This window comes from Corynebacterium sp. KPL4035 (genome assembly GCF_037908325.1).
GTDB lineage: Bacteria > Actinomycetota > Actinomycetes > Mycobacteriales > Mycobacteriaceae > Corynebacterium > Corynebacterium kefirresidentii.
Genome location: NZ_JBBMGF010000001.1, coordinates 348774 through 372749 on the forward strand (window position 1 = coordinate 348774; position 23976 = coordinate 372749).

Genomic DNA, 23976 nt, shown 5'->3' on the forward strand with positions numbered 1-23976 from the left:
ACAAATAAGCCCCGCACGGCCTGGGGCGGCCGTTGCGGGGCGGAGTGATGCTGGGTGAGTGTTTAAAGTTTGCGGAACACGGATACAACCTTGCCCATAATTTCTGCATCATCGCCATTAATGGGCGAGTAAGCATCGTTGTGGGGAAGTAGCCATACGCCCGACGAGTCGCGGTGGAATTCCTTAACCGTGGCCTCAGAATCGTCCAGCAGCGCTGCGACAAACTCGCCTTCCTCAGCAACGGACTGGGAGCGAATAATCACCCAGTCACCGTCGAGAATCCCTGCATCCTTCATTGAATCGCCGACTACCTGCAGCATATAAAGGTCGCCGCTGCCGACAACCTCGTCAGGCATGGGGAAGTACGTGTCGACGTTTTCCTCAGCGGTAATGGGTGCTCCCGCAGCGATGCGACCGACCACAGGAATATAAGACACAGCGCCTGCGTCTTCGGGAATCTGCTGTTCGGGCTTAGCGGGCTTGCGGCCAGGCTTCTTGGTGCCTTCGTCTGTGTTGAGATGTCGAACATCTACGGCACGCGGCTTATTTGGGTCGCGCCGGAGAAATCCCTTTTCTTCCAATTGCTTCAGCTGATAGGCAACTGAGGATGTGGACTGCAGGCCTGCTGCATCGCCGATTTCGCGAATGCTTGGTGGGTAGCCACGCAGCATGACGGCGTCACTAATGACATTGAGGATTCGTCGTTGGCGGTCGGATAGGGATGCGTAATCGGTCTTCTCGGCGGACTTTTTTGGCTTGCGGCCCATTGCTGGCTCCTACGTAGGGTCGGGTGACTTCGTTGTCGGTCTATTAGTGGGCGGATTTAGAGTGCCACAAGTCATTTGTAGCACGAAAAGTACAGATGTTCGAGATTTGTGTCCACGGGTGGACAAGTATTCGAAGCGGTGCTATAAATCGAACGTACCAACTAAATCGAACATTATGGCGACTGTTTCAAATTAAGTGTCCAGTGGGATGCCTATGGTGAGTTCGGTCGTCGAAAGGAAAAACATGTCTCTACTTATTAATTCTCGAAATAACCTGGCAAAGCGTAATTCTGCAGACGCTCTAGTGGTTTCTCCCGCATCTATATGGGACGTGGATCGATATGCCTCTCGCGCGGCGCGAGGGAGCGGTGATTCGCGGTATGTTCGAACTCTCCGCGTGGAGGATCGAACGACATATCGTTCGAATCGAGTGAAATCTGGCGGGGGCGACGGTCTTTCACAGAGAGCTCAACGTAGCGCGGTGAAGTCGAACACAGGTAACTACGTTTTAGGTGGCGTGTTTGGAATCGCGGTCTTTTTGGGCACGCTCCTAGGCGGATTGGGAGGGGCGGAAGGAAGTAGTGCACCGCAACCGCCGACCTCAGACATTCAACAGGTCGAGGCTGCTGTAGTGCATTAGTGAGGCGGTGGCCTTATGCTCGGTGGTTGGGCGGACTGCTGGGCGAGTAAACTACTGGGGTAACAACGTCAGTGAAAGGACCTCTGTGTATTGCCCCTTCTGCCATAATGAGCAATCCCGTGTCATTGACTCCCGCGTCGTCGATGCTGGAGCGTCGATTCGGCGCCGGCGTGAGTGTGCTTCGTGTAAGGGGCGTTTTACCACGGTCGAAAAGGCCGTGTTGTTGGTGGTCAAGCGGAACGGACTCGCGGAACCTTTTAGTCGAGATAAACTGATTCGCGGCGTACGGCGCGCCTGTCAGGGGCGAGATGTGGGTGACGATGCCCTGAAAAAACTGGCGCAAGAAGTGGAAGAAACCGTACGCGGGCATGGTTCCTCTCAGGTCAACGCGAATGAGATTGGCCTGGCCATCTTGGAACCGCTTCGCGATCTTGATGAGGTGGCCTATCTGCGTTTTGCCTCGGTCTACAAGTCCTTTGAAAGCGCTGATGATTTCGAATCTGAAATTCGTCTCATGCGAAGACGCGACCGAGAGGATTTCTAGCGCAATTTGTCAACGGCCTTCTGGATGCGGCGGAGTGACACTGCGTGAGCGGTGCCGAGGCGTTGGGCGAATAGTGAAACGCGAAGTTCCTCCACCATCCAGCGTATGTCTTTGACTTCGCGCGTCTTTTCGCGGCCAGGTGGTAAGCTGCGCAGCCGGTTGGCTAGGTAGGCCTTAGCGTTATCGACCTCGGACTGGCGGTCCGCGTCGCGGTCAGGGTCAAGGTTCATGTCCTCCAAGCGAATGCGCATGGCTTGGATATAGCGCGGTAGATGACGCAGGTGGGACATGCCATGGATTGTGATGGCATTACGGGGTAGGAGGAACTCCAATTGCTCGCGCATGTCATCGATGGCCGCGCCGTCCCAGTGGGCAAGTTCGGCTCGCAGGTTGGAGTACTCGGCGAGTCCTGGGGCGATAGCCACCACCGCTTGACGCACACGGCCCGGAACCTGGGGCTTGATGACGTCTTTGAGCTTCTGGAAAGCGGAAGGAGTGCGGACCGGTCCGCCGGCCTCTAGCATCAGATCGCGTATGGCAGCGACGCGGGCGTCGTTGACCAGGCCATCGGCGCCGCCGTGGGGATAGGAATCGACGGCGACGCGTTGTTGCAGCGGCAGGCCCTTGACCATTTGCGCAGTATTGACCGCAATATCGCGCATAAGCAGGGTAAGGGTGGTGGTAACCATAGCGGCATCGGCTGCGGCTTTGGTGGGATGTACCTTGAGTTCAACGCCGTCCTTTGTGGCGACGAGGGCGGGGTAAGCCGTGACTTCGTGGCCGTCGACGGTGGTGGTGACCGTGTCATCGATGGCACCTAGAGTATCGTCGGTCCACTCGCTGACGGCGGTGGACTCAGCGGTGCGAGAGACGCGGGACACAGAGGATTTGATATGCCCGGCCTGGCGGCGGATAAGCGCTGCGAGGTCGCGGTCGGAGTCGACGATCTTGCCGCGCTTGTCGATGGCCCCGTAGTTCATCCGCAGGTGCATCGGCAGCTTGCTGGGCTGGAAGTCGGTGGCGTTGATGCCTTGGCCGCCGAGTTCATGGAGGACGTCGGCAAGCTGCTGGGTGATGGTGCCTTCATAAGGGACGAGGCGGTCGATGGCGCGCTCAGCGAATTCGGGCGCGGGAACAACGGTGCGGCGCAGGGCCTTGGGCAAGCTGCGGATGAGTTCGGTTACGAGCTCGAGACGCAGGCCAGGGACGAGCCAATCGAAGCCTTCGGTATCTAAGCCGGCGAGCATGGGGATGGGTACCATCACGGTAACGCCATCGAGTGGATCGCCGGGTTCAAATTTATAGGTTAGTTCGTAGTCGATGGAACCCTTTCTCCAGTGGTCGGGGAAGGATTCTTCGGTGACCTCGTGGGAGTCATCGATGAGCTTTGTCGGATCAAAATCCAGCAATTCAGGGTTGCGACGGCGTTCTTTTTTCCACCACGAGTCGAAATGACGGCCGGTTGTTACATTTGCTGGGATGCGCTGGTCATAAAAGTCGAAGAGGGTGTCTTCGTCTACGATGAGGCCGCGGCGGCGGGCTTTTTCTTCGTATGCGGCGGCGTCGTCAAGCGCTTGGGCATTGGTTTTGAAGAAGGCGTGGTGGGTATTCCAGTCGCCGGCAACGAGCGCGTTGCGGATGAACATATCGCGCGCGGCGGTGGGATCGACGCGGTGGTAGGGCACGGTGCGGTCGGCCACAATGGGTACACCGTAGAGTGTGGACTTCTGGTGAGCGATGGCGGCGGCGCGTTTGCGGGACCAGGTGGGCTCGGAATAGTTGTGCTTGAGCAGGTCTGCGCCCAGCTTTTCTACCCAGGCGGGATCGATGGTGGCGACGTCGCGTGCCCAGAGGCGGGAAGTTTCCACCAGCTCGGCGGCCATGAGGAACTCCGGCGGCTTTTTGGCCAAGGCGGAGCCAGGAAATACCAGGAATCGGGTGTTGCGCGCGCCTTGGAATTCTTTGGAGTTGCCATCGCGGGCGCCGATATTGGATAGCAAGCCTGACAGGAGTGACATGTGGATATCATCGGCGCGGCGCTCGGTACCTTCCTGGTATGTCCAGCCCAGCTGCTTGGCGACGTCCTTGAGCTGGCGTACCAGGTCAAACCACTCGCGAATGCGCATGTAATGGAGAAACTCCTGCTTCATGCGTTTGCGGAATTTATTGCCGGATTGCTCGTTGCGGGTTTGTTTAATGTAATCCCAGAGCTTAAGCATGGACAAGAAATCCGAGGATTTGTCCTTGAAGCGGGCGTGGGCTTGGTCGGCCTGGGCCTGGAAATCAAGGGGGCGTTCGCGAACGTCCTGGATGGTCATGGCGGCGACGATGACCATGACATCATCCAGGCATCCGTTGGTATTGGCCTCAATGAGCATGCGTGCCATACGCGGATCTAGCGGGATGCGCGCTAGGTCGCGGCCAGTAGCGGTCAGCGTGGGCTTATCCTGCTTGTCGTGGAGAGCGCCGAGCTCGTGCAGGAGGTTAAGGCCATCGCGGATGGCCTTGTGCTCGGGCGGTTGGATGAACGGGAATTGTTCGATGTCGCCTAGCTTGAGCGATACCATCTGCAAGATGACGCTGGCGAGGTTGGTGCGCAGAATTTCTGGGTCGGTGAATTCGGAGCGGCTTTCAAAGTCCTGTTCGCTATAGAGACGGATGGCGATGCCATCAGCGACGCGGCCGCAGCGGCCGGAGCGCTGGTTGGCGGAGGCCTGCGAGATGGGCTCAATAGGCAGGCGCTGGACCTTGGTGCGCGTGGAATAGCGCGAGATACGGGCAGTGCCGGTATCAACCACATAGCGGATGCCGGGCACAGTAAGCGAGGTTTCTGCAATATTCGTGGCCAGCACGATGCGGCGGCCACGGTGTTCGCTGAAAACGCGATGCTGTTCTTGATTAGATAAGCGGCCAAAGAGGGGAGTGACCTCGACGTTTTTCCACTTCTTGCCTTCGATGGCCTCCATGGCATCGCGGATATCGCGTTCGCCAGGGAAGAAGCAAAGGATATCGCCGTCGCCTTCGTGCATCAGCTCTTCGATTGCCTCGGTCAAACCGTCGAGCGGGTCTTGGTCCACCACCTTTCCGCCGGCCTCGAACTCGAGGGGCCGGTAACGGATTTCTACCGGGTAGGTGCGGCCGGAGACCTCGATAATGGGGGCAGGGTTTCCGTCGGCGTCGGCAAAATGGGCAGCGAAGCTTTCCGGATCGATGGTTGCGGAGGTAATGATGACCTTGAGATCGGGGCGCTTGGGCAAAAGACGCTTGAGATAGCCCAATAAAAAGTCGATGTTGAGGGAGCGCTCGTGGGCCTCATCGATGATGATGGTGTCGTACTTGTTGAGGAAGCGGTCACGCTGCATCTCGGCGAGTAGGATGCCATCGGTCATGAGTTTCACCGCGGTGGTCTCAGAGACGCGATCATCAAAGCGGATGGCGTAGCCGACGGATTCGCCAATCTTTTGGTCCAGTTCTGAGGCGATGCGTTCGGCCACGGTGCGTGCTGCAATGCGGCGTGGCTGGGTATGTCCGATTAGTCCGCGGCGGCCGCGGCCCAGATCAAGACAGATTTTTGGGATCTGTGTGGTCTTACCGGAGCCGGTCTCGCCGGCAATGATGACTACCTGGTTATCCCGGATGGCCTCGGCAATGTCGTCCTTACGGGCTGTGACGGGGAGGGCGTCGGGGTAGGTGATGGTGGGGACGGCGGCGTCGGTAAGCGCGACGCGCTCAGCCGCAGCGTGGATTTCAGCGCCGATTTCTTGGAGCGCTTTCGGGGCACGGGCCTTTTTCAGGCGGCGGCGGAAGGAGCGGGCTTCGGCCAAGGTGACATTTTCGAGTGCGGCGAAAAGCTCGTCGCGGGAAGGGGTTTCATTCATAGTCATGACTAGGCACAGAGTTTACCTGCCCGCCTGAAATGAGGAAAAAGTTGTTAAAGTGGCAATACTTATTCATGCACTGATTGGCATTCCTTAAGGAGGAGCCCCGGTTATGACGAACCCGTATTCGGGCGGAAATGATGATTTTCCGCGCTACGAACCGACAGATCACCCCGAAGACCGACCCAACTATGGCCAGCTTCCGTCTTATGACGGCAGCCACGAAGAAAACACCCGGGGCTATGTGGGCTACCAAGCCGGCCAGCGCCCATATACCGGCAAGGTCTCTGCCGTAGACGCCGTTTCTTGGGCGTTTAGGACCGTCTTTAGCAATTGGAAGCTATGGATTTTGGGATCCCTAGCGCTTTTTGCGCTAGGCATTGTTTTTGTTGTTATTGCAGCTGGCATCAATGCTGCGGGCGACTCCGGAACGGGTCAGGCAACCGCGGGCTCTTTGGTCTCTCAACTCATTTCGACTGTCCTAAGCCTTGTTTTGTCGCTGGTAGTTATGCGCCTGGCGCTTTTCCAGATTGATGACTCTCGCACCGGTTGGGGCTACCTGTTTAAGAACGTGCGTTGGTGGCAGCCGCTGGTCATCATGCTCGTCATCGGGGCGGTGTCGATGTTCATTGTATTCTCTGTAGTAGGTGGAACCGTCACTGGGCTGCTTGGTGACGCCGAGAATCTCACGGAGGAAGAAGCAGTTGCGGCAGTATTAAGCGTCATGGGCATCATGGGCGTACTTTTGGTGATTAGTTTCTTTATTCAACCACTTTTCTCACTGATGCAGTGGTTTGCGGCTGACGGCGATGGCGTTGGCGAAGCAGTAAAGAATGGCTTTAAGGCAGGCAAGGACAACTATGGCCAGATGTTGCTGCTTGCCATTTTGAACTTTTTCATCATTGTTGCCGGCTTCTTGCTTTTGGGCATCGGCCTTATCGTGGCGTATCCGGTTACGCTCTTGGCACAGGCGCACATGTTCCGCCAGTGCGCGGGGCGCAATACTCTCCCGCAGGCGTAGCGCACCACAGTTAAAGGCCACCGTTCCAGTTAGGGGCGGTGGCCTTTGGTGTGCTTGGCGACGCCCCGTGGGGCTTGCCGTGAACGATTACTGCCGGGAGCGCTCAATCGCCTTGTTATAGGCGGCGGTGATGAGCGTGCCGAATTCGCGGAATTCCTCGGCGCGGGCGGCGGAGGAACGGAACACGAGGCCCACCTCGCGTTCGGCGGTGACATCGGAGGCGAAGTGAGCTATGGTGACGTCCTTGCCATGGCATTCGGTGGCTAGGGCGGATTCGGGGACAAGGGTGCAGCCCAGCCCGCCCATGACCAGCTGCATGATGGTGGTCAGGGAGGAGGCGCGGGTGACCGAATTGGTGGCCTCGGCCGGGTTGATATTGGCGTGGCGGCAAAGGTCGACTACCTGGTCGCGCAAGCAGTGGCCGTCGTCAAGCAGCAGCAAATCCAGGTCCTTGAGTTCCGCAAGCTCGACGTCCTCACGGCCGGCGATGGGGCGATCAGGCGGGCAGACAATGGAGAATTTCTCGGTGTAAAGCGGGCTATCGACCATGCCGGTGGCCTCGGAAGGAAGGGCCATGATGGCTAGGTCCAGGTTGCCGTTGCGCAGGCGGGTGATGAGGTGTTGGGTTTGCTCCTCGACGAAGCGCGGCTGGAGATCCGGGTAGGCCTCGGCAAGCATGGAGAGCAGATCGGGGAGGATGTAGGGGGCGATGGTGGGGATAACGCCGATCGTTAGTGGGCCGGCAAGGGTGCCGTTGGCGCCGCGAGCGTGGGCGAGGAAGGTATCGGCTGCTTCAAGCGTTGCCTTGGCGTAGGGGAGGAGGGTCTCACCAGCCGAGGTGACGATGACCTTGCGGGTGGAGCGCTCAATAAGCTGCAGGCCCAAGCCCTGCTCGAGGGCAACGAGGCCCTGGGAGAGGGAGGGCTGGGAAATTTCGAGCTTGGCGGCTGCGGTACCAAAGTGCTTGTTTTCCGCAACGGTGACGAAGGTACGCAGCTGAGCAAGTGTAGGGCGATACTCTTTATTATGCATGCCTATCACTCTAACACTTACCTATAGGATTTGCTATTGACGCGAGCCGAAAAAATGGTATAACTGATCGTGTTGGGCCGGACACGGTCCGGCCCCGCTGCTTGTACGCCAAGCGGCAGGAAACTTAGAGGAAAAGCCTTTGCTAAAGGAGTTGAAGACTATGCCTATTTTGACCGTCGGCGAGAAGTTCCCAGAGTTCAACCTCACTGCCCTGACCGGTGGCGATCTGCACGACGTCAACGCTAACCAGCCGGAGGACTACTTCGAGCAGGTATCCCTGGACAAGTACGAGGGCAAGTGGAAGGTCGTCTTCTTCTACCCGAAGGACTTCACCTTCGTCTGCCCGACCGAGATCGCTGCCTTTGGCAAGCTGGACGAGGAGTTCCAGGACCGCGATACCCAGATCCTCGGCGGCTCCACCGATAACGAGTTCGCTCACTTCAACTGGCGCGCAACCCACCCGGAGCTGAAGGAAGTTCCTTTCCCGATGTTCTCTGACGTGCGCCACGACCTCATCCGCGCACTGGGCGTAGAAAACGCTGATGGTGTTGCTGACCGCGCTACCTTCATCATCGACCCGGATGGTGTTATCCAGTTCGTCTCCGTTACCCCGGATGCTGTCGGCCGCAATGTAGACGAGGTTCTGCGCGTGCTTGACGCTCTGCAGTCCGAAGAGGTCTGCGCTTGCAACTGGGAGAGGAACGACCCCACCAAGAATATCAACAAGATGGACGTCGTTCAGTCCGCGCTCTAAATCTCACTGAGATGCAGGTTTACCCCGCTTTCGTGGCGGGGTTTCCTTTTAAATCCAGCACAGCAAATTCCTATCAAAATCCCAAAGGAGAAAAGCTATGTCTATTGATAATCTGAAGTCTTCCCTGCCGGAGTACGCCAAGGACCAGAAGCTCAACCTCGGTGCGCTGACCCGTTCCAAGGACTTGGACGAAGAGCAGCTGTGGGGCTGCCTGCTGGCATCGGCCGCAGCAACCCGCAATGACACCGTGCTGGCAGAAATCGCTGAGGAAGCAAAAGAGCACCTCTCCGAGGAGGCTATCGAGGCAGCCTACGGCGCAGCCACCGTCATGGCGATGAATAACGTTGCTTACCGCGCCAAGGGCTGGTTGGGCGATGACTACGCACAGGTAAAGTTTGGCCTGCGCATGAACATCATCTCCAAGCCGGGCGTAGACAAGGCTAATTTCGAGCTGTGGAATACCGCAGTTTCTGCCATCAATGGCTGCGAGCACTGCCTGGGTGCTCACGCTCACGAGCTCAACGAGGCTGGTCTGAGCAAGGAGCAGGTCTGGGAGGCCGTCAAGGTCGCTGCCGTAGTTCAGGCTGTGGCACAGGCTGTCCAGATTGAGGCCGCACGCTAAAATAGCCGGCCTTTAGCCGCCCTCGTGCTTGCCGACGTCCCCTTACTTCGGGGCGAGGCAGCCAGGGCGGCTTTGTCGTTTTGGCTGGCTAGTACTCCACGCGCAGGTCCGACAGTCGGACTTCGCCAGCCTCATCGGAGGCATCGAGATCTACCGTAGCGACGAACTGGTAGGCGTGGTCGCCGTCTGGGTCCTTGATGATCTGGCGCACGGACCACGCACGCGAGTCAGTATCGCCTAGACGGAAAAACTCCGGGCCGCGGGCCTCGGGGCCGGAATCGATGTCATCATACTCATCGAAGTAATCATCTAGGATAGCGCCGAAGTCCGGTACCTCGTCCAGATAATCAAGCAGCTCCGCCAAGCGGTCTTCCTTTTCCAAAGCAAAGAGCTGCACCAAGCGGAACATGTAATTGCGCACCATGATGGTAAAGGCGCGGCGATTCGCCGTGAGCGCGGAGGGGTCCTCCACGCCAAAGGCCAGCTCGCGGTCCACTGTGTCTTGGTCGATGGGGGAGTCTTCGCCGGCCATCTGCGCCCATTCGTCGACAAGCGAGGAATCCACCTGGCGGATAAGCTCACCCAGCCAGATGACGATGTCCTCGAGCTCCGGGGTGTTGTACTCATCGGGGATGGATTGTTTGAGGGTACGCCAGGCATCGGTCAAGTAACGCAAAATCACGCCCTCGGAGCGGGCCAAGCCGTAGGTGGCGACCAAATCCGAGAAGGTCATTGCATTCTCGAGCATGTCGCGCACCACGGACTTGGGTCGCAGCTCAAACTCCTTGACCCACGCATTGCTCTCAGCGAAAGTGTCGTAGGCCTGCTCCAATAGCTCCTCGAGCGGCTTCGGCCAGGTGATATCCTCCACGATATTCATGCGGTCGGTGTAGTCCACTCCATCCGCCTTCAGCGCGGCAATTTCCTCGCCACGGCGCTGTTTCTGCTGGGCGATGAGCACCTGACGCGGGTCATCCAGGATGGACTCGAATACGGAAATAACGTCCAAGTTATAAGTGTCCGCCTCCGGATCCAGCAGCGAGAGCGCGGCTAGGGCGAATGGTCCCAGCGGTTGGTTAAGCGCGAAATCGCGGGGGAGTTCTCGCACCAAATGATAGGGTCGGCCGTAGATATCCAAGCCCTTGGTGGATTTTTGCACTACGCCAGAATCCACCAGCCCGCGGAAAAGGTCGAGGGCTGTGAGAATGTCCTTATTCTGCTTGCTGCGATTATCGTGGTTGTCCCGCAGCAGATGGCGCATGTGTTCATAGCCGTTGCCATGCCGCGCCAATACATTAAGCAGCATCGAGTTAGAGACGCGGAATTGAGACGTCAGCTGCTCAGGCTCAGCCTCAGTAAGGCGCGCAAAGGTCTTTTCGGACCACGAAACCTCGCCCTCTCGAGCGGACTTTTTCTTTAGCTTCTTCAAGCGCTTGGGGTCATCACCGATGCGGCGGCGTTCCTTAGCGTTTTCGATCTCGTGCTCGGGGGCCTCGACCACCACGGTGCCCTCGGTGTCATAGCCGGCGCGGCCGGCGCGGCCGGCAATCTGGTGGAATTCGCGCGACTTGAGGATGCGTTGGCGCTGTCCATCGAACTTAGCCAGCCCCGTCATCAGTACGGTACGGATGGGCACGTTAATGCCCACCCCCAGGGTATCGGTGCCGCAAATGACCTTAAGCAGGCCCTTTTGTGCCAGGCGCTCTACTAAACGGCGGTATTTGGGCAGCATGCCCGCGTGGTGGATGCCGATGCCCTTGCGCAGCAACTTAGATAGATCCTTGCCAAAGGCAGTGGTGAAACGGAAGCCGCCGATTTCTTGGGCAATGGCCTCTTTTTCTTCTTTGGTGATTATCCCCGAAAGCGAGGTGAGCGCCTGGGCGCGCTCGGCGGCCTCCCGCTGGGAAAAGTGCACTACGTAGATGGGGGCCTTCTTATCGGCCAAGAGCTCTTCGATGGTCTCGTGTACCGCACTAAAGACATAGGAAAAATCCAGCGGCACGGGGCGCGTGGTACCAGCAACCAGGTCGGTAGCGCGGCCGGTACGACGGCTAAGGTCTTCTTCCAACCATGTGGTATCGCCCAGGGTGGCGGACATAAGCAAGAACTGCGCGTTGGACAATTCCAGCAGCGGCACCTGCCAGGCCCAGCCGCGGTCCGGTTCGGAGTAGTAGTGGAACTCGTCCATCACCACCTGGTCGATATTGGCCTCGGCGCCATCGCGAAGCGCAATATTAGCCACAATCTCAGCCGTAGCGGCGATTATGGGGGCATTGCCGTTGACGGTGGCGTCACCAGTCATCATGCCCACATTTTCCGCGCCAAAGATATCGCAGAGAGCAAAGAACTTCTCACTTACTAGAGCCTTGATGGGTGCCGTATAAAAACTGCGCTGGCCACGGGCCAAGGCGATAAAGTGTGCGGCATTGGCCACCATGGACTTTCCGGAGCCAGTCGGGGTAGCGAGGATGACATTATCGCCGGCCAAGATCCCCAGCGAGGCCTCCTCCTGCGCTGGATACAAATTAATGCCCCGGCCGGTGGTCCACGAGGTAAAGGTATCCCAGATTGCCTCATCTACGAGGGACTCGGGCACTTCCGATAAATCTGGCAGCAGCTGAGATAAGTTCACCCCCACCACCTTAGCGGTGATGAGGGTAGGTTAGTTAGATATCGTCACCTAAGTCGCCATCGCCCTGAGCGGAATCTGGATCACCCTTGCCGTTATCGGCTTGAGAGCCCTCGCCATCGGCGGAATCTTCGCGGTCATCTATGTCAGAGTTAATGATCTGCTGGCTTTCTTCCTTATCCAAAGAAGCCAAGAAGGCTTGGAACTCCTCGCTGATTTCCTCGCCGGTAGGCACAGCTTCCTCGCCGGGCATGATAGCCTGCGGGTGTTCCTTGCGGTAGCGCTCCATATAGGCGTCATACTGCTGCTCGAGTTGCTGAACCACGCTTTCTATCTCATCCGAGCCACCAACTTGTTCTTCCAGTTGGTTTTCTACGCGGGAAATATCAGCCTCGATGCTGCCCAAAGGAATATTGAGGTGCGCGGCCCGAGCTACCGAATCCAATAACTGGAACGTGGCTTGCGGGTAGGGCGAAGCCGCAAGATAATGCGGCACGTGGACGGTATATCCGGCTACGGTGCGCTGCTTATCCGCCAGTGCTTTTTCCAGATACAGTGCAGCAGAGCCTGGGACCATCATGGTGGAATCCATCGACAACATATGCTCAGTCAGACGGGAGGAAGTGCCATGCGCCGTGACCACCGTGGGGCGGGTGTGCGGAACCGGCATAGGTGCTGCATAGAGCATGATGGTGTCATTGATATTGAACTTTTCCACCAGCTTGACCACAGCAGTGGTAAAAGCCTCCCAGCGCATGTCGGGCTCTGGGCCAGACAGCAGTAGGAAGGTTTTGCCGGAATTATCGCGCAGGACCTTGATACCCAGGTCCATCGATTCAATTTCTAGCGCCCGATCCTTATCGATGGTGACGGCTGGCCGGCGCGAGCGGTAATCAATCAGCTCATCAGAGTTAAACGAGGCCAGTTGGCGGCCTTCCAAAGCTGCCTTCAAATGGTCCGCACTAGCCTCGATGGCCTGGCCGGCGTCTGCATAGCCGTGCATGGCAACAATCATGGTGGGGCCTTGTCCGTCACCGGAATCATCCCTAATCACCGGGGCTGGATACTCCAGCTCATACATGCGGCGATCTTCTTCGTGCATGTTGTGTTACCTCCTTGCTTTCTTACCTACCCCAACGCCGCAGGCGGGCTCAGTATTCCCGCGCGCACTGGGAGGTTAAATAACTGATTGTGCCCCAAATCGCCGCACATTGCCAGCGCAATCCCGGGCGGGGTGTGGACAAGCCGCCTGCCGACGCTCTCTCACCCCGCCTATCCCCAGATTCTTACCACTTCTCGATGCTTGTCCTATACATGGTTGCGCGCGTGGCTGAAGCTGGGGCCATGAACATCTCAACACCAACTCAGCCCATTCGTACGCCCGGCGATATCCTCGCCAATATCCCAGGAATTCTCGGATTCTTCCCTTCCGAATCAGTCATCCTCATCTCCATCCAGCCCAGCCCACGCGGATACAGTATGGGGCCGGTAGCCCGCCTCAATCTGAACGATGTCCCTGCCGCCTTGCAAGAAGTGATGGATGCATTTCACTGCGGCAACCCCGAAAGCATCTTTGGTTTCGTTCTCTCTCAACGCCAAGAAGAAGATCTATGGGATATCATGCACTCCCTCTACCGCTTTCAGGATCGCTCTGGTGTGGGCATTGACGCCTGTTGGCTGGCCGAAGAGCTATCTACTGATACCGCCTACGACCTCATTTTTGGCCACGCGTCCGAGGACGGCGAGGGCCCGCTGCAGAATTGGATGGAAGGAACCATTCCCGCCATATCGACGAGCCACTCCATGCGTGAGTGCGTGAATAATGGCATGCTTCCTGAACTCAGCCGCAATGACTTGGTTCAGCGTTTTAAGGACCACAACCCATACTTTGGGAAAGAAGAAATTAGCGCAATGGAGCGATGCTGCAGAGAAATCGCCCGCCAACTGCGCGCCGGGCGCGGTTACCAAACTTCAGAACCAGTGCAGGTGGTCAAGCGCCTTATCGCTGATGTCCGGTTCGTGCTCAGTGAGGTGGAATCGCTGGAGGAGACTTTGGAAAATGAGGAATTGCTGTGCGCAGCAGCCACGTGGATGTCTACCACGTGGACCCGTGACTTGGTCATCACAGAGCTGGTGTCTGCGCCGCGGGAAGCAGGGGACCTCCTTCTAGCGGTGGCACGTACATTCCAGGGGTCCATCCGCTATAACGCCCTAGCCTTATACGCAGCTAGCCAGGTATCCCATGAATTCGGAATTTATGCGGGTCCGGCGCTTTCTGTACTAGTAGAAGAGGCGCCCCATCATAATTTGGGGCGCCTCATAGCGCAGGGGTATCGCAGCGGCATGGGAAGGCGGTTGGTCACGAGCCTCTGCCATGGCTGTGAGTTAGCCCGCGAAGCGGCGGGGCTCGGCGCCGATGCCCCGCAAAGTAGCTTCGGAGGCTAGGCCCGCTTCGCTGAATGTGCCTTATCGCCTAGTTGGCGGGTGAAATTCCATGCATCGGTAACGATCGTTTCCAGATCCGTGCGGGTGGGGTTCCATCCGAGCTCCCGCTTGATTTTCTCTGAGGAAGCGATGAGGGTGGCGGGGTCGCCTGCGCGGCGCGGAGCCACCTCAGCAGGAATGTCGTGGCCGGTGACCTTGCGGCACATCTCAATGACCTGCTTGACGGAGTAGCCATCACCAGAACCCAGATTGTAAATGCGGTGACTACCAGATTCATTGGATTCGAGAGCAAGCACATGGGCATCGGCCAGATCGCGGATATGGATATAGTCACGCACTGGGGTGCCGTCTGCGGTATCCCAGTCATCACCGAACATGAAGATCTTATCGCGGTGGCCCAAGGCCACCTGCAACACGATGGGGATGAGGTGGGTTTCTACCTCGCGGTTCTCACCGATGTTTCCGTAGGCTCCAGCCACATTGAAGTAGCGCAGGGAGGTCGCCCCCAATCCATAGGCGTGGGCGAAAGAGGTGATCATGTAGTCGATGGCAAGCTTGGTTGCACCATAGGGATTGGTGGGCTGGGTTGGCATATCCTCTGTAATCGGCACTTGGTCCGGCTCACCGTAGGTTGCAGCGGTGGAGGAGAAGACGAGATTTTTGACCTCGTTATCCCGCATGGCATTGAGCAGCGTCAGGGTAGTAACGACATTGTGCTGCCAATACTCATCGGGCTTTTCCACGGATTCGCCCACCAACGAGCGCGCCGCGAAGTGGATGACACCCTCGAAACCACCTTCTCCCAGGACCTCGGCGGCCTTATCCGCCACGTCGCCCTCGACGACGCGGGCTGTTTCTGGAACGGCTTCGCGGTTTCCGGTGGAGAAATTGTCAATGATGGTTACATCATGGCCTTGTTCGACCAATACAGCGGCGCACACGCTGCCGACATAGCCGGCGCCACCGGTGACAAGAAGTTTCATGGTTATACCTCCACGCGCACTGCGTGCGCCAAGTCGTCGGAAAGCACGACGCTGCCGCCATCCGGTGTCGACAACGTAATCGTGCCGCTGTTATTGACTACCGATACCTTTGCTCCCACGCGGATTCCGGCAGCGGTGAGTTCCTGGAAGGTGCCATCATCAACCTGCAAAATCTCATTGACCTGGATGACGGTGGCGGAGACCTCCTCACCATTGGGGAGATCGACTGCGCGGGTGCCCTGGTCCGGCTGCGGAGCATCGAAGCCCAGTGCAGACAGCGCCGGGATAGGGTTGCCGAATGGTGACCGGGTTGGATCATCGAGAACCGCGACCATGCGTTTTTCTACTTCTTCGCTCATCACATGCTCCCAACGGCAGGCCTCGTCGTGAACTTTTGCGATGTCGAGCCCGAGGACGTCGGTAAGCAAACGCTCTGCCAAACGGTGCTTGCGCATGACTGCGGTAGCCAGGTCGCGGCCCTTGTCCGTGAGATCCAAACTGCGGTCGGTACGCACGTGCAAAAGGCCGTCGCGTTCCATGCGAGCTACAGTTTGAGAAACCGTAGGCCCAGACTGCTCCAAACGCTCCGCGATGCGGGCGCGAAGGGGAGTAATACCTTCTTCCTCTAGCTCGTAGATGGTGCGTAGATACATCTCCGTTGTATCAACTAGGTCCCTCACGTGGGCATACCTTTCTGTGTGAATACAGTTTCGCGGCTAATCTCCCGACCAAGGACGGGAAAGCGCTTTCTAGACTCTGCAGTCCAGATTAGCCTACCTAAGCCCTTGCTCGCCGCGTCGAACTAAGCCGCTGCCTTTCTAACGCCAAACCCCGAGCCCGTGGCAGTATTGTGCCGAATGGACTCGGGGAGGGGGACTGGGCGCGGAGCGCTGCCAGCCCAGATTAAAGAGCGTACTCGCGCAGGCGATCGGCGCGGTTGCCATCGCGCAGCTTTGCCATAACTTCGCGCTCAATTTGGCGTACACGTTCGCGCGAAAGACCGAAGCGGCGACCAATCTGATCCAAGGTGCGCGGAACACCATCATCGAGGCCGTAGCGCAGACGAATTACGTCCTGCTCGCGCTTTTCCAAGGTGTCAATCACTCCGCGAATATCGGAATGGCGCATGGAGGCTACGACCGCGGTTTCTGCATCGGTAGCTTCGGCGTCTTCAATGAAGTCACCCAAAGGAGCTTCTTCATCGGTACCTACCGGCATATCGAGAGAGACTGGGTCGCGCGACTGGCGCAGCAGCATCTCAATCTTGTTTTCGTCAATGCCTGATTCCTCCGAAAGCTCTTCATTGGTAGCTTCACGGCCCAGGGATTGATACATCTCGCGCTTAATGCGGGACAGCTTGTTGACCTGTTCTACCAAGTGGACTGGGAGGCGAATGGTGCGAGACTGGTCAGCCATGCCGCGGGTAATTGCCTGGCGGATCCACCACGTGGCATAGGTGGAGAATTTAAAGCCCTTGGCGTAATCGAACTTTTCCATCGCGCGGATGAGGCCGAGGTTTCCCTCCTGGATGAGATCCAGCAATGGCATACCGCGGCCGGTGTAGCGCTTTGCCAGCGAGACCACGAGGCGCAGGTTGGCTTCAAGCAGGTGGGAGCGTGCCTTTTTGCCTTCACGGGCGAGGATTTTAAGGTCACGCTTTTCTGCACGGGTGAGCTTTTCAGCGTTATTGAGCTTGTACTCCGCGTACAGTCCAACTTCGATGGCCTGAGCGAGTTCTACCTCATCTTCCGCGCTGAGCAGTGCGGTCTTGCCAATGCCGTTGAGATAAACACGAACGAGGTCGGCAGAGGGGTTGTCGTTGGTTTGGTTGCGGCGAGATCCGCGATCTACTTCCTGTTCTTCATTAGTAGTGGCAGCTGAAGCGCCCTTGGCGGTGGTGGCAGATGTCTTCGTCATAGTGAAGCCTCCTGAATTTGTCGCCGGTTTCACAAAGTACAACGGAGTCTTTAGAGATTTAGTTCCCAATGTGGAAAGAATTGATAAAACGCGGCGTTCCCCGTGGTACGACTCCACCTTTTCGGGGGAGATGTGCCACGGAGAACGCCGCGCTCTGCGATGGGGCAGGTACGTAGGAGTACTATCCGCGTACCTGTACGAGATAGCGGTAAATGGTGGGTTCGGAAACACCTAGCCGCTCTGCCGCTGCGGCAATTCCTCCCTTAAGAAGGAAGAATCCCGCATCCTCCAAATCTGAGACCACCTCGAGGCGCTCCTCGCGCTGCATGCGAGGGGCAGGGGTGTTTTGGTTAGAAATGGCGGAGTCCAACATTGAGTCCAGAAGGTGTTCCACGTTGGAACGCAAAGACTCGCTGACTCCTTCCTTGTCCGCTTCTTCCTCTACCGGTTCCTTATCTGGAACTGGGTCTGGTACTGCAACGGGGCGGTTGGGTAGCTCAGTTTCACCTGGGTAGCCGCCGAAAGCCTTTGACTTATCGAATGCGGGATCATCGGCCTTGCCGATGAGTGCTGCGGCCGCATCGCGAATGTGTACTAATTCGGATACATCAACATTGATGCACAGCATGCCGCGCATATGCCCGGAGTCGTCTCGGATGAAGTAGCTAGAGGAGCGGCAAATCTTGCCTTCCGCATTGACGGCGCGGTAGCCGGTCATCATGGGGATTGCTGCGGCATCGCCCTGTTTCATAAACCATAGAGCGAAGTCGGTCACCGGGCCGCCAAGTTGCCGGCCGGAGATGTGCCCATTGGCGATGGCCATGATGGATTTATCGGGAACGTCGAGATCGTGGAGGACGATTTCGGTGTTGGGGCCCATTGCCTTACCGAGGAATTCGACGAGGGGAATATACTGCTCGAGGAAGTTTTCTTCGGAGGCACTGCCGCTAGGAAAATTCATTAGCTGAAGCATGTCCTTTAATTCCTGTCAGGTTATAGCGAAGGTACCACATGGAAGCGACTCGGTGGAAGAAAGGGAATAGTCCGAAGAAAGCCGGGTGAACACTAGCGGCTTAGCGCTGTGCTCACCCGGCTCATCGCTTCATTACAGGGTGTTCTTTATCCACACACCGGGACTGGTGGGTGAACTGCTAGGGCCAGACCACCTTGTGAGGTCTCCCTGTACTTGGCATTCATATCCTTACCAGTCTTGTACATGGTCCAGATGACTTCGTCCAAAGAAACACACGGCTTGCTCTCACGCTCTAGCGCCATGCGAGCACTGGTGATGGAGTCGACCGCAGCAACGGCGTTACGCTCAATGCAGGGTACCTGAACCTGTCCGAGGACTGGGTCACAGGTCAAGCCAAGCTTGTGTTCCATGCCAATCTCAGCTGCGATGCATACCTGCTCTGGGGTAGCGCCCATGAGCTGGGCGAGTCCGCCGGCAGCCATGGAGCACGCCACACCAACTTCACCTTGGCAGCCGACCTCAGCGCCAGAGATGGAAGCGTTCATCTTGTACAGGGAAGCAATCTGGTTGCAGGCGAAGATGTAGTCAGCGAACATCTCCGTGGTAACTGGCTCGACAAACTTGTCGTAGTAAGCCAGGACTGCGGGGACGACACCACAGGCGCCGTTCGTAGGAGCGGTAACAACGCGGCCGCAGGCTGCATTCTCTTCGGAGATAGCCAGTGCAAACATGTTTACCCAGCTGAGGATGTTCAAACCATCGTGCGGTTCGGACTGCTCAAGACGACGCTTAAGGGCAGCCGCGCGACGCGGAACGAGCAGGGAACCAGGCAGCGGACCATCGGTGGAGGAACCGCGCTTGATGCCGGTGTACATGACATCGCGAACCTTGCGCAGGTGCTCATTGACCTCATTTTCAGAGCGCAGTGCCAATTCGTTGGCCAAGCCCAGCTCGGGGAGGGTCATATCGTTCTTTTCGCACAGTTCGAGCATTTCTGCAGCGCTGGCATATGGGAAGGGGATATCAACCTTGACGTCCTGCCGCTTTGCAAAGTCTTCCTGCTTGACGATGAAACCGCCGCCGACCGAGTAGTAGGTCTTGTGCAGGATGTTTTCTTCGCCGGCGAAGGCGATAAGACACATACCATTTTCGTGCATCGGGAGGTATTCGTCGTGGAAGAAGAAGCCGCCGTCCTTGGGGAATTCTACCTCGTGGGTGCCGCCCAGCATGAGCTTCTCGCTGCTGCGGACGTTCTTCATGAATTCGGAGATGCCGTCGATATCAACGGTCTCTGGCTCTTCACCGGCCAAGCCGAGGAGGATGGCCTTGTCGGTGGAGTGGCCGATACCCGTGAGGGAGAGGGAACCGTAGACATTTGCCTGCACTCGAGTGACCTTGTCAAAGAGGTCTTTTTCCTTGAGCTCGTCTACGAAAGCCTTGCCGGCCTTCATTGGCCCTAGGGTGTGTGAGCTTGAGGGGCCGATACCAATCTTGAACATATCGAAGATGCTGATGAACATTGTTCTTTCCTTGAATCCTCTGCGAATTTCTCGTCTACGGCGGTGCTTAGAAGGCGTGGACGATGGAGTAGATGATGGTTGCTAGGGCGACGAGGCCCATGAAGAAGACGAAGTAGTTGGAAGCCTTGCCCTTGTAGCGCTGGAGAGCAGGAACCTTGTGGATAGCGACCATCGGGATGATGAAGAGCATGATGGCAATCGTTGGACCACACAGGGTTTCAATCATGCCCAGGATGGACGGGTCAGCCCAAGCGACGAGCCAAGCGGTAACCAGCATGAAGATGAGGGTGATGGTGTCGAGCTTGTGAGCCGACTGTGCGTCATCCTTGCTTGCGTTCTTGCTGCCCTTGACGATGAGACCCTCGAAGCCTTCGGCTGCGCCGAGGTAGTGGCCAAGGAAGGACTTAGCAACTGCAATCATGGCGATGATAGGAGCAATCCACTGGATAAGTGGGGTATCGAAGTGGTTGGCCAGGTAGGACAAGATGGTGATGTTTTGTGCCTTAGCTTCTGCCATATCAGCCGGGGAGAGGCTCAGGGCGCAGGAGAAGACGAAGAACATAACCACGACGACCATGAGGATCTCAGCGCGGAGCAGGGTCTTGCGGGACTTGGCTTCTGCGAACTTGCCGTAGGTCTGGCGGCGGTCAACGGCGAAGGAAGAAATCATCGGGGAGTGGTTGAAGGAGAAGACCATAACCGGAACCAAGAGCATCAGGGTAACGCCCATGCCGTGACCAGAGGCTTCGCGAGCAACGTTTAGGTCAAAGGAATCGAAGAGTGCGGTGTTCCACTTCGGGATGAGGTAAAGGGAAAGGAGAACCAGGATGCCGATGAACGGGTATACCAGGTAGGACATGACGTGAACCACGACGTCCTTGCCCATGCGGACAATCAAGATGAGTCCACCAACGAGCAAGAGAGAGGTTAGCCAGCGGTGCGGCGGGGTAACGCCGAGCTGGTGCTCCAGGAAAGAGTTGACCGTGTTGGTGATGGTGACTGAGTAAACCAGCAGGATGGGGTAGACCGACAGGAAGTACAGGATGTTCATGAGAACACCGGCCTTCTTGCCAAAGTGCTCTTCGACGACGTCCGTGAGGTCACCGTCTGGCTTGGAGCTGGACAGTACCAAGCGGGTCATTCCGCGGTGAGCCCAGTAGGTCATAGGCAGTGCTACGACCGTCATGATGAGCAGCGGGATGATACCGCCGATACCGGCGTTGATGGGGAGGAAGAGGACGCCGGCGCCGATGGCGGTGCCGAACAGGGAGAGCATCCATACGGTGTCTTCCTTATTCCACTTCGGTGCGCCCTTCTGGCCATCGAAGGGGGTGTCGATGCCAGGAGCCGGTGCGGCTGTCTTGGGGGTTTCGGGCATTTCTGCCCTGTTTTCTGGGTGCTGGGCTGAATTGCGCCGCTTGAGTGAGTGGGACATTTTCTTTCCTACATCTAGTTGGTCGGCCGAAGCGTTTGGGCTTCTGCAACCGTGACTGAGAAAAGGATTCTCATTCAACTTTGCGTTAGTAGGACCTTGAGAAAAGTTCTCTCATCCTGCTTGTCCAGCCCTTTTGCTTCGCTGTGCCTTCAGTATAGAACAGAAACTTGCAGGATGATAATAAATTATTGCACTACAGGTAGGGCATTTATCACTCTCGAAAAATTTGCAATCTGCCGTTCTTTATGGCTTGTTCCATATAATTTCACCGAGAGTGGCACCAGTCACAAGTGCTCTAATGAAAGTACTGCTTAATACGTTTTGAGGATCGTTGGGGCGGGAGAAGGGCGCGCAAATTACGTCTCAACTAAAACGGTGAAAGGGCCTTCATTTACAGAGGAGACGCGCATTTTAGCCCCGAATTGGCCTGTTTCTACTGACACGCCGCGTTCCTTGAGGTGGTTGATAATCGTTGAAACAACCGGCTCAGCTTCCGGACCTGGCGCGGCATCCGCCCATGAAGGGCGTCGCCCCTTGGCAGTGCGACCATACAAAGTAAATTGGCTCACTACTAGTACCGGAGCTGCGGCATCGATCACCGAGACCTCGCCGTCAAGAATGCGCAGTTCTGCAATTTTGCGCGCCATTTTCTCTGCTCGAGGCTGCCAATCATCCATATCCTCGCGCGAGACGCCGACGAGCGCGAGAAGACCGCCGGTATCGGGACAATCAATGGCCCCGACGGTCTCTCCATCGACGGTTACTGTGGCCTCTGAAACTCGAGTCAAAACTGCGCGCACCGCTTACTTCTCCTTATCTATCCAGTGGGTTGAAAATGCGGTATCAGCTAAGGTTCGTTGAACCGGTGTCCAAGAGGAGATCTGCTGGGATAAGCAGACCGTGGCGGACCATATCGATGACTGCGGGGAGGGCAGCGGCGGTGAGTTCTTCCTCATCGAATCCGTGCGCCGCCGCATACAGCCCAATTGTCTCTTCTAGGTTCAGACCCTGTGGGTTGAGACCAGCGACAATTGCGGCAATGTGTTCATCTACCTCGTGGCTCCAACGCGGGCCGTCTGTGCGGGTTAGGCGCAAGGCGGCGCGGGTGAATCCCTGTCCCAAATCTTCATCTGGGGTGCCGATATCTTCGCGTGCCAAGCCGGGCCTTACTTGGAAGTGCTTTCCCTGCAGTTCTCCCGGCACAAGATCGCGCAGCCACGCCACACGGGCAAAGTATTCTTCTACTTCGGGGCCAAGCGGATCGCTGAAGGCCTGCGGCATTTCTTCGGCCAAGATATCTGCAGGCTCATCGTCACCGATGCGTTGAATAGCTACGAAACCAAAACCAATGCCGTTTACTTCGTGTTTCTGGAAATGTTCGAGCCAGGCGCGAGAGCGCTCTTGCCCCTCAGGGCAGCGAATATCGAGGGATTCATCTTCGAGCCAGGTGGACACATAAAGTGCGGGATCGGCAACGTCGCGCTGAATGACCCAGGCGGCGATCCCTTTATCCGGCAACCAGGAAGCAACGCGTTGCTGCCATGTTTCGCCACTGGTGTGTACCCATGCAGCCAGAAGGTGAGCGGTTCCGCCGGGCGTCAGGTGATCGGTGGCTTGAGAGACAACCAATTCACTGGCTCCGTCGAGGTTTAATCCGGAATCGCGGTAGACGTGGCCCACTTCGGGAAGGCCTACAACAAAAGGCGGGTTAGCTACTAGACGGTCAAAGCGGCGACCAGCTACGGGCTCAAACCATGACCCAGGGAGCAATTCCACTTTGTCGCCCTCACCAGCGGCCGCGATGGTGGCCGTGGCCAAATCCAAGGCACGCTCATGCACATCGGTCGCGGTGATTTTTTCTGCGCATTCGATTTGCCCCAGCAATTGAACACCCGAGCCGGTGCCCAGATCGAGAACGCTGCTGACTGGACTTACTGGCGTGGACTGCAGCAAAGAGAGACTCGCCGCGCCTACTCCCAGCACATGGTCAGGGCCGGGTACGTGATCCACGAGGGAGGCATCGACGTCGGAGAAGATGAGCCGGTTAGCGCCCACGATGGTGTGGGGGCGGATGTCGAGGGCAATGTAGGCCATGCCGTGGGCGTCGGCAAGCGCAACCTTGGCATCCAGCAACTGGGTAGCCAGGCGCGCTCCTACGGCCTCACCCAAAAGCGTGGCAGGCAGGTGCTCGTGCAGGAGGAAAAAGCGGATCAACAAGTCCATCTGAGATTCGCTGTGCGCGGCTAGCGAAACAGGTGCCGGCTCGCCGCGGAATAGGGCTTCAGTAACCTCCGGCCCTAGGTACCCGGCCACGCCATCGGTGGTAAAGCCTGCGGCGGTAAAGACGTCCGCAAGTTCAGGGGCCAACGTGGCCAGTGCCGCGGCATCGAAATCGGGTCCAAAAGTAGTCGTCATGTGGGCAGGATTCCTTTACTCTTCTTCGTGGTCGATGATGTCGTGTTTAGCCTCAATCGGCCGCGCCGTGCCGCTGGAGACCTGTGGTGCGTGTGTCTGGCCATAAAGCTGCCGATTTACGGCTGGCTTGTACACATTCTTTTCGCGCTTATCCTTCTTTTCTCCTCGGCCGTTCCCAATTACCACGGCGATCCACGGGAGGGGAAAAGTCACGCCCACAACGATTGCGGCTAGCAGCCACCAATGCATATAGAGGAAAAAGCCGGCGATGAGCAAGGAAGGAACGCGCAAGAACTGGAAGATTCCGTACTGAATTTCGCGGCGCTTACGGTCCTGGCCAGGCGTGAGCTTGGCATCTGTGATGAGGTAGCGCTCTTTTTTGCCAAACAACCTAAACTCGG

General features: G+C 57.3%; 19 protein-coding genes. 5 read left to right on the forward strand and 14 right to left on the reverse strand.

Annotated elements, in window-relative coordinates:
- Window positions 1-62 precede the first annotated feature (62 nt).
- Window positions 63-767 (reverse strand): transcriptional repressor LexA, encoded by a 705-nt coding sequence (lexA, locus tag WMP96_RS01645; RefSeq protein ID WP_340431992.1) that lies wholly within the window; start codon window positions 765-767, stop codon window positions 63-65.
- Between the two features lie 725 nt (window positions 768-1492).
- On the opposite strand from lexA, the gene nrdR reads away from it, so the two are divergent.
- Window positions 1493-1951: a transcriptional regulator NrdR gene (gene nrdR, locus WMP96_RS01650; protein WP_049361220.1), complete on the forward strand. Its 459-nt coding sequence runs from the start codon at window positions 1493-1495 to the stop codon at window positions 1949-1951.
- On the opposite strand, the gene hrpA is transcribed toward nrdR, so the two are convergent.
- Complete coding sequence (hrpA, locus tag WMP96_RS01655) at window positions 1948-5835, reverse strand: ATP-dependent RNA helicase HrpA (RefSeq protein WP_301715687.1); 3888 nt, start codon at window positions 5833-5835, stop codon at window positions 1948-1950. The genes nrdR and hrpA overlap by 4 nt on opposite strands.
- A gap of 106 nt (window positions 5836-5941) precedes the next feature.
- Between hrpA and WMP96_RS01660 the strand changes: the two genes are divergently transcribed.
- Window positions 5942-6850, forward strand: coding sequence for a hypothetical protein (locus WMP96_RS01660; RefSeq protein ID WP_239204157.1), 909 nt, complete (start codon window positions 5942-5944; stop codon window positions 6848-6850).
- Between the two features lie 87 nt (window positions 6851-6937).
- Here WMP96_RS01660 and WMP96_RS01665 read toward each other — a convergent pair whose 3' ends face one another.
- Window positions 6938-7882 carry a hydrogen peroxide-inducible genes activator gene (locus WMP96_RS01665; RefSeq protein ID WP_340431997.1) on the reverse strand — a complete coding sequence of 315 codons (945 nt, stop codon included), beginning with the start codon at window positions 7880-7882 and terminating at the stop codon, window positions 6938-6940.
- A gap of 160 nt (window positions 7883-8042) precedes the next feature.
- Between WMP96_RS01665 and WMP96_RS01670 the strand changes: the two genes are divergently transcribed.
- Together WMP96_RS01670 and WMP96_RS01675 are read left to right on the forward strand one after the other, a co-directional pair.
- Entirely contained in the window at window positions 8043-8636 is a 594-nt protein-coding gene (locus WMP96_RS01670) for a peroxiredoxin (RefSeq protein WP_301715689.1), read from the forward strand.
- Window positions 8637-8733: 97 nt separating this feature from the next.
- The gene (locus WMP96_RS01675) at window positions 8734-9258 is read left to right on the forward strand and encodes a carboxymuconolactone decarboxylase family protein (protein WP_301715690.1); all 525 of its coding nucleotides are present in this window, start codon (window positions 8734-8736) and stop codon (window positions 9256-9258) included.
- Between the two features lie 88 nt (window positions 9259-9346).
- Here WMP96_RS01675 and WMP96_RS01680 read toward each other — a convergent pair whose 3' ends face one another.
- Together WMP96_RS01680 and WMP96_RS01685 are read right to left on the reverse strand one after the other, a co-directional pair.
- Window positions 9347-11890, reverse strand: coding sequence for a DEAD/DEAH box helicase (locus tag WMP96_RS01680; RefSeq protein WP_301715691.1), 2544 nt, complete (start codon window positions 11888-11890; stop codon window positions 9347-9349).
- 34 nt (window positions 11891-11924) lie between these two features.
- Window positions 11925-12989 carry a proteasome assembly chaperone family protein gene (locus tag WMP96_RS01685; RefSeq protein ID WP_340432000.1) on the reverse strand — a complete coding sequence of 355 codons (1065 nt, stop codon included), beginning with the start codon at window positions 12987-12989 and terminating at the stop codon, window positions 11925-11927.
- A 242-nt stretch (window positions 12990-13231) separates the two neighbouring features.
- Here WMP96_RS01685 and WMP96_RS01690 point away from each other — a divergent pair, with 242 nt between their 5' ends.
- Entirely contained in the window at window positions 13232-14332 is a 1101-nt protein-coding gene (locus WMP96_RS01690; protein ID WP_301715693.1) for a DUF4192 domain-containing protein, read from the forward strand.
- Here the strand turns inward: WMP96_RS01690 and galE are convergent.
- The 9 genes from galE to WMP96_RS01735 all read right to left on the reverse strand — a co-directional run bounded on the left by galE (window position 14329) and on the right by WMP96_RS01735 (window position 23965).
- Window positions 14329-15315, reverse strand: a complete 987-nt coding sequence (gene galE, locus WMP96_RS01695) for a UDP-glucose 4-epimerase GalE (RefSeq protein ID WP_023021390.1) — start codon at window positions 15313-15315, stop codon at window positions 14329-14331. The two genes, WMP96_RS01690 and galE, sit on opposite strands and share 4 nt — an antisense overlap.
- Window positions 15316-15317: 2 nt before the next feature.
- Window positions 15318-15995 carry a metal-dependent transcriptional regulator gene (locus WMP96_RS01700; protein ID WP_023021391.1) on the reverse strand — a complete coding sequence of 226 codons (678 nt, stop codon included), beginning with the start codon at window positions 15993-15995 and terminating at the stop codon, window positions 15318-15320.
- A gap of 223 nt (window positions 15996-16218) precedes the next feature.
- On the reverse strand, window positions 16219-17232 hold the full coding sequence (locus WMP96_RS01705) for a sigma-70 family RNA polymerase sigma factor (protein ID WP_023021392.1): 1014 nt from the start codon (window positions 17230-17232) through the stop codon (window positions 16219-16221).
- Window positions 17233-17413: 181 nt separating this feature from the next.
- Window positions 17414-18205, reverse strand: a complete 792-nt coding sequence (locus WMP96_RS01710) for a helix-turn-helix transcriptional regulator (protein WP_023021393.1) — start codon at window positions 18203-18205, stop codon at window positions 17414-17416.
- A gap of 146 nt (window positions 18206-18351) precedes the next feature.
- Window positions 18352-19725, reverse strand: coding sequence for an L-serine ammonia-lyase (locus WMP96_RS01715; protein ID WP_023021394.1), 1374 nt, complete (start codon window positions 19723-19725; stop codon window positions 18352-18354).
- A gap of 46 nt (window positions 19726-19771) precedes the next feature.
- Window positions 19772-21160 (reverse strand): HAAAP family serine/threonine permease, encoded by a 1389-nt coding sequence (locus tag WMP96_RS01720; RefSeq protein ID WP_200288970.1) that lies wholly within the window; start codon window positions 21158-21160, stop codon window positions 19772-19774.
- A 356-nt stretch (window positions 21161-21516) separates the two neighbouring features.
- On the reverse strand, window positions 21517-21960 hold the full coding sequence (dtd, locus tag WMP96_RS01725) for a D-aminoacyl-tRNA deacylase (RefSeq protein WP_239204147.1): 444 nt from the start codon (window positions 21958-21960) through the stop codon (window positions 21517-21519).
- 43 nt (window positions 21961-22003) lie between these two features.
- Window positions 22004-23575 (reverse strand): DUF7782 domain-containing protein, encoded by a 1572-nt coding sequence (locus tag WMP96_RS01730; RefSeq protein WP_239204145.1) that lies wholly within the window; start codon window positions 23573-23575, stop codon window positions 22004-22006.
- A gap of 15 nt (window positions 23576-23590) precedes the next feature.
- The gene (locus WMP96_RS01735; RefSeq protein WP_023021398.1) at window positions 23591-23965 is read right to left on the reverse strand and encodes a DUF3099 domain-containing protein; all 375 of its coding nucleotides are present in this window, start codon (window positions 23963-23965) and stop codon (window positions 23591-23593) included.
- Between the last annotated feature and the right edge of the window lie 11 nt (window positions 23966-23976).

Coding starts and splice junctions, on each gene's coding strand:
- lexA (WP_340431992.1), bottom strand. CDS start 767: ATGGGCCGCAAGCCAAAAAAGTCCGCCGAGAAGACCGATTACGCATCC.
- hrpA (WP_301715687.1), bottom strand. CDS start 5,835: ATGACTATGAATGAAACCCCTTCCCGCGACGAGCTTTTCGCCGCACTC.
- WMP96_RS01660 (WP_239204157.1), top strand. CDS start 5,942: ATGACGAACCCGTATTCGGGCGGAAATGATGATTTTCCGCGCTACGAA.
- WMP96_RS01665 (WP_340431997.1), bottom strand. CDS start 7,882: ATGCATAATAAAGAGTATCGCCCTACACTTGCTCAGCTGCGTACCTTC.
- WMP96_RS01670 (WP_301715689.1), top strand. CDS start 8,043: ATGCCTATTTTGACCGTCGGCGAGAAGTTCCCAGAGTTCAACCTCACT.
- WMP96_RS01675 (WP_301715690.1), top strand. CDS start 8,734: ATGTCTATTGATAATCTGAAGTCTTCCCTGCCGGAGTACGCCAAGGAC.
- WMP96_RS01685 (WP_340432000.1), bottom strand. CDS start 12,989: ATGCACGAAGAAGATCGCCGCATGTATGAGCTGGAGTATCCAGCCCCG.
- WMP96_RS01690 (WP_301715693.1), top strand. CDS start 13,232: ATGAACATCTCAACACCAACTCAGCCCATTCGTACGCCCGGCGATATC.
- galE (WP_023021390.1), bottom strand. CDS start 15,315: ATGAAACTTCTTGTCACCGGTGGCGCCGGCTATGTCGGCAGCGTGTGC.
- WMP96_RS01705 (WP_023021392.1), bottom strand. CDS start 17,232: ATGACGAAGACATCTGCCACCACCGCCAAGGGCGCTTCAGCTGCCACT.
- WMP96_RS01710 (WP_023021393.1), bottom strand. CDS start 18,205: ATGCTTCAGCTAATGAATTTTCCTAGCGGCAGTGCCTCCGAAGAAAAC.
- WMP96_RS01715 (WP_023021394.1), bottom strand. CDS start 19,725: ATGTTCATCAGCATCTTCGATATGTTCAAGATTGGTATCGGCCCCTCA.
- WMP96_RS01720 (WP_200288970.1), bottom strand. CDS start 21,160: ATGTCCCACTCACTCAAGCGGCGCAATTCAGCCCAGCACCCAGAAAAC.
- WMP96_RS01730 (WP_239204145.1), bottom strand. CDS start 23,575: ATGACGACTACTTTTGGACCCGATTTCGATGCCGCGGCACTGGCCACG.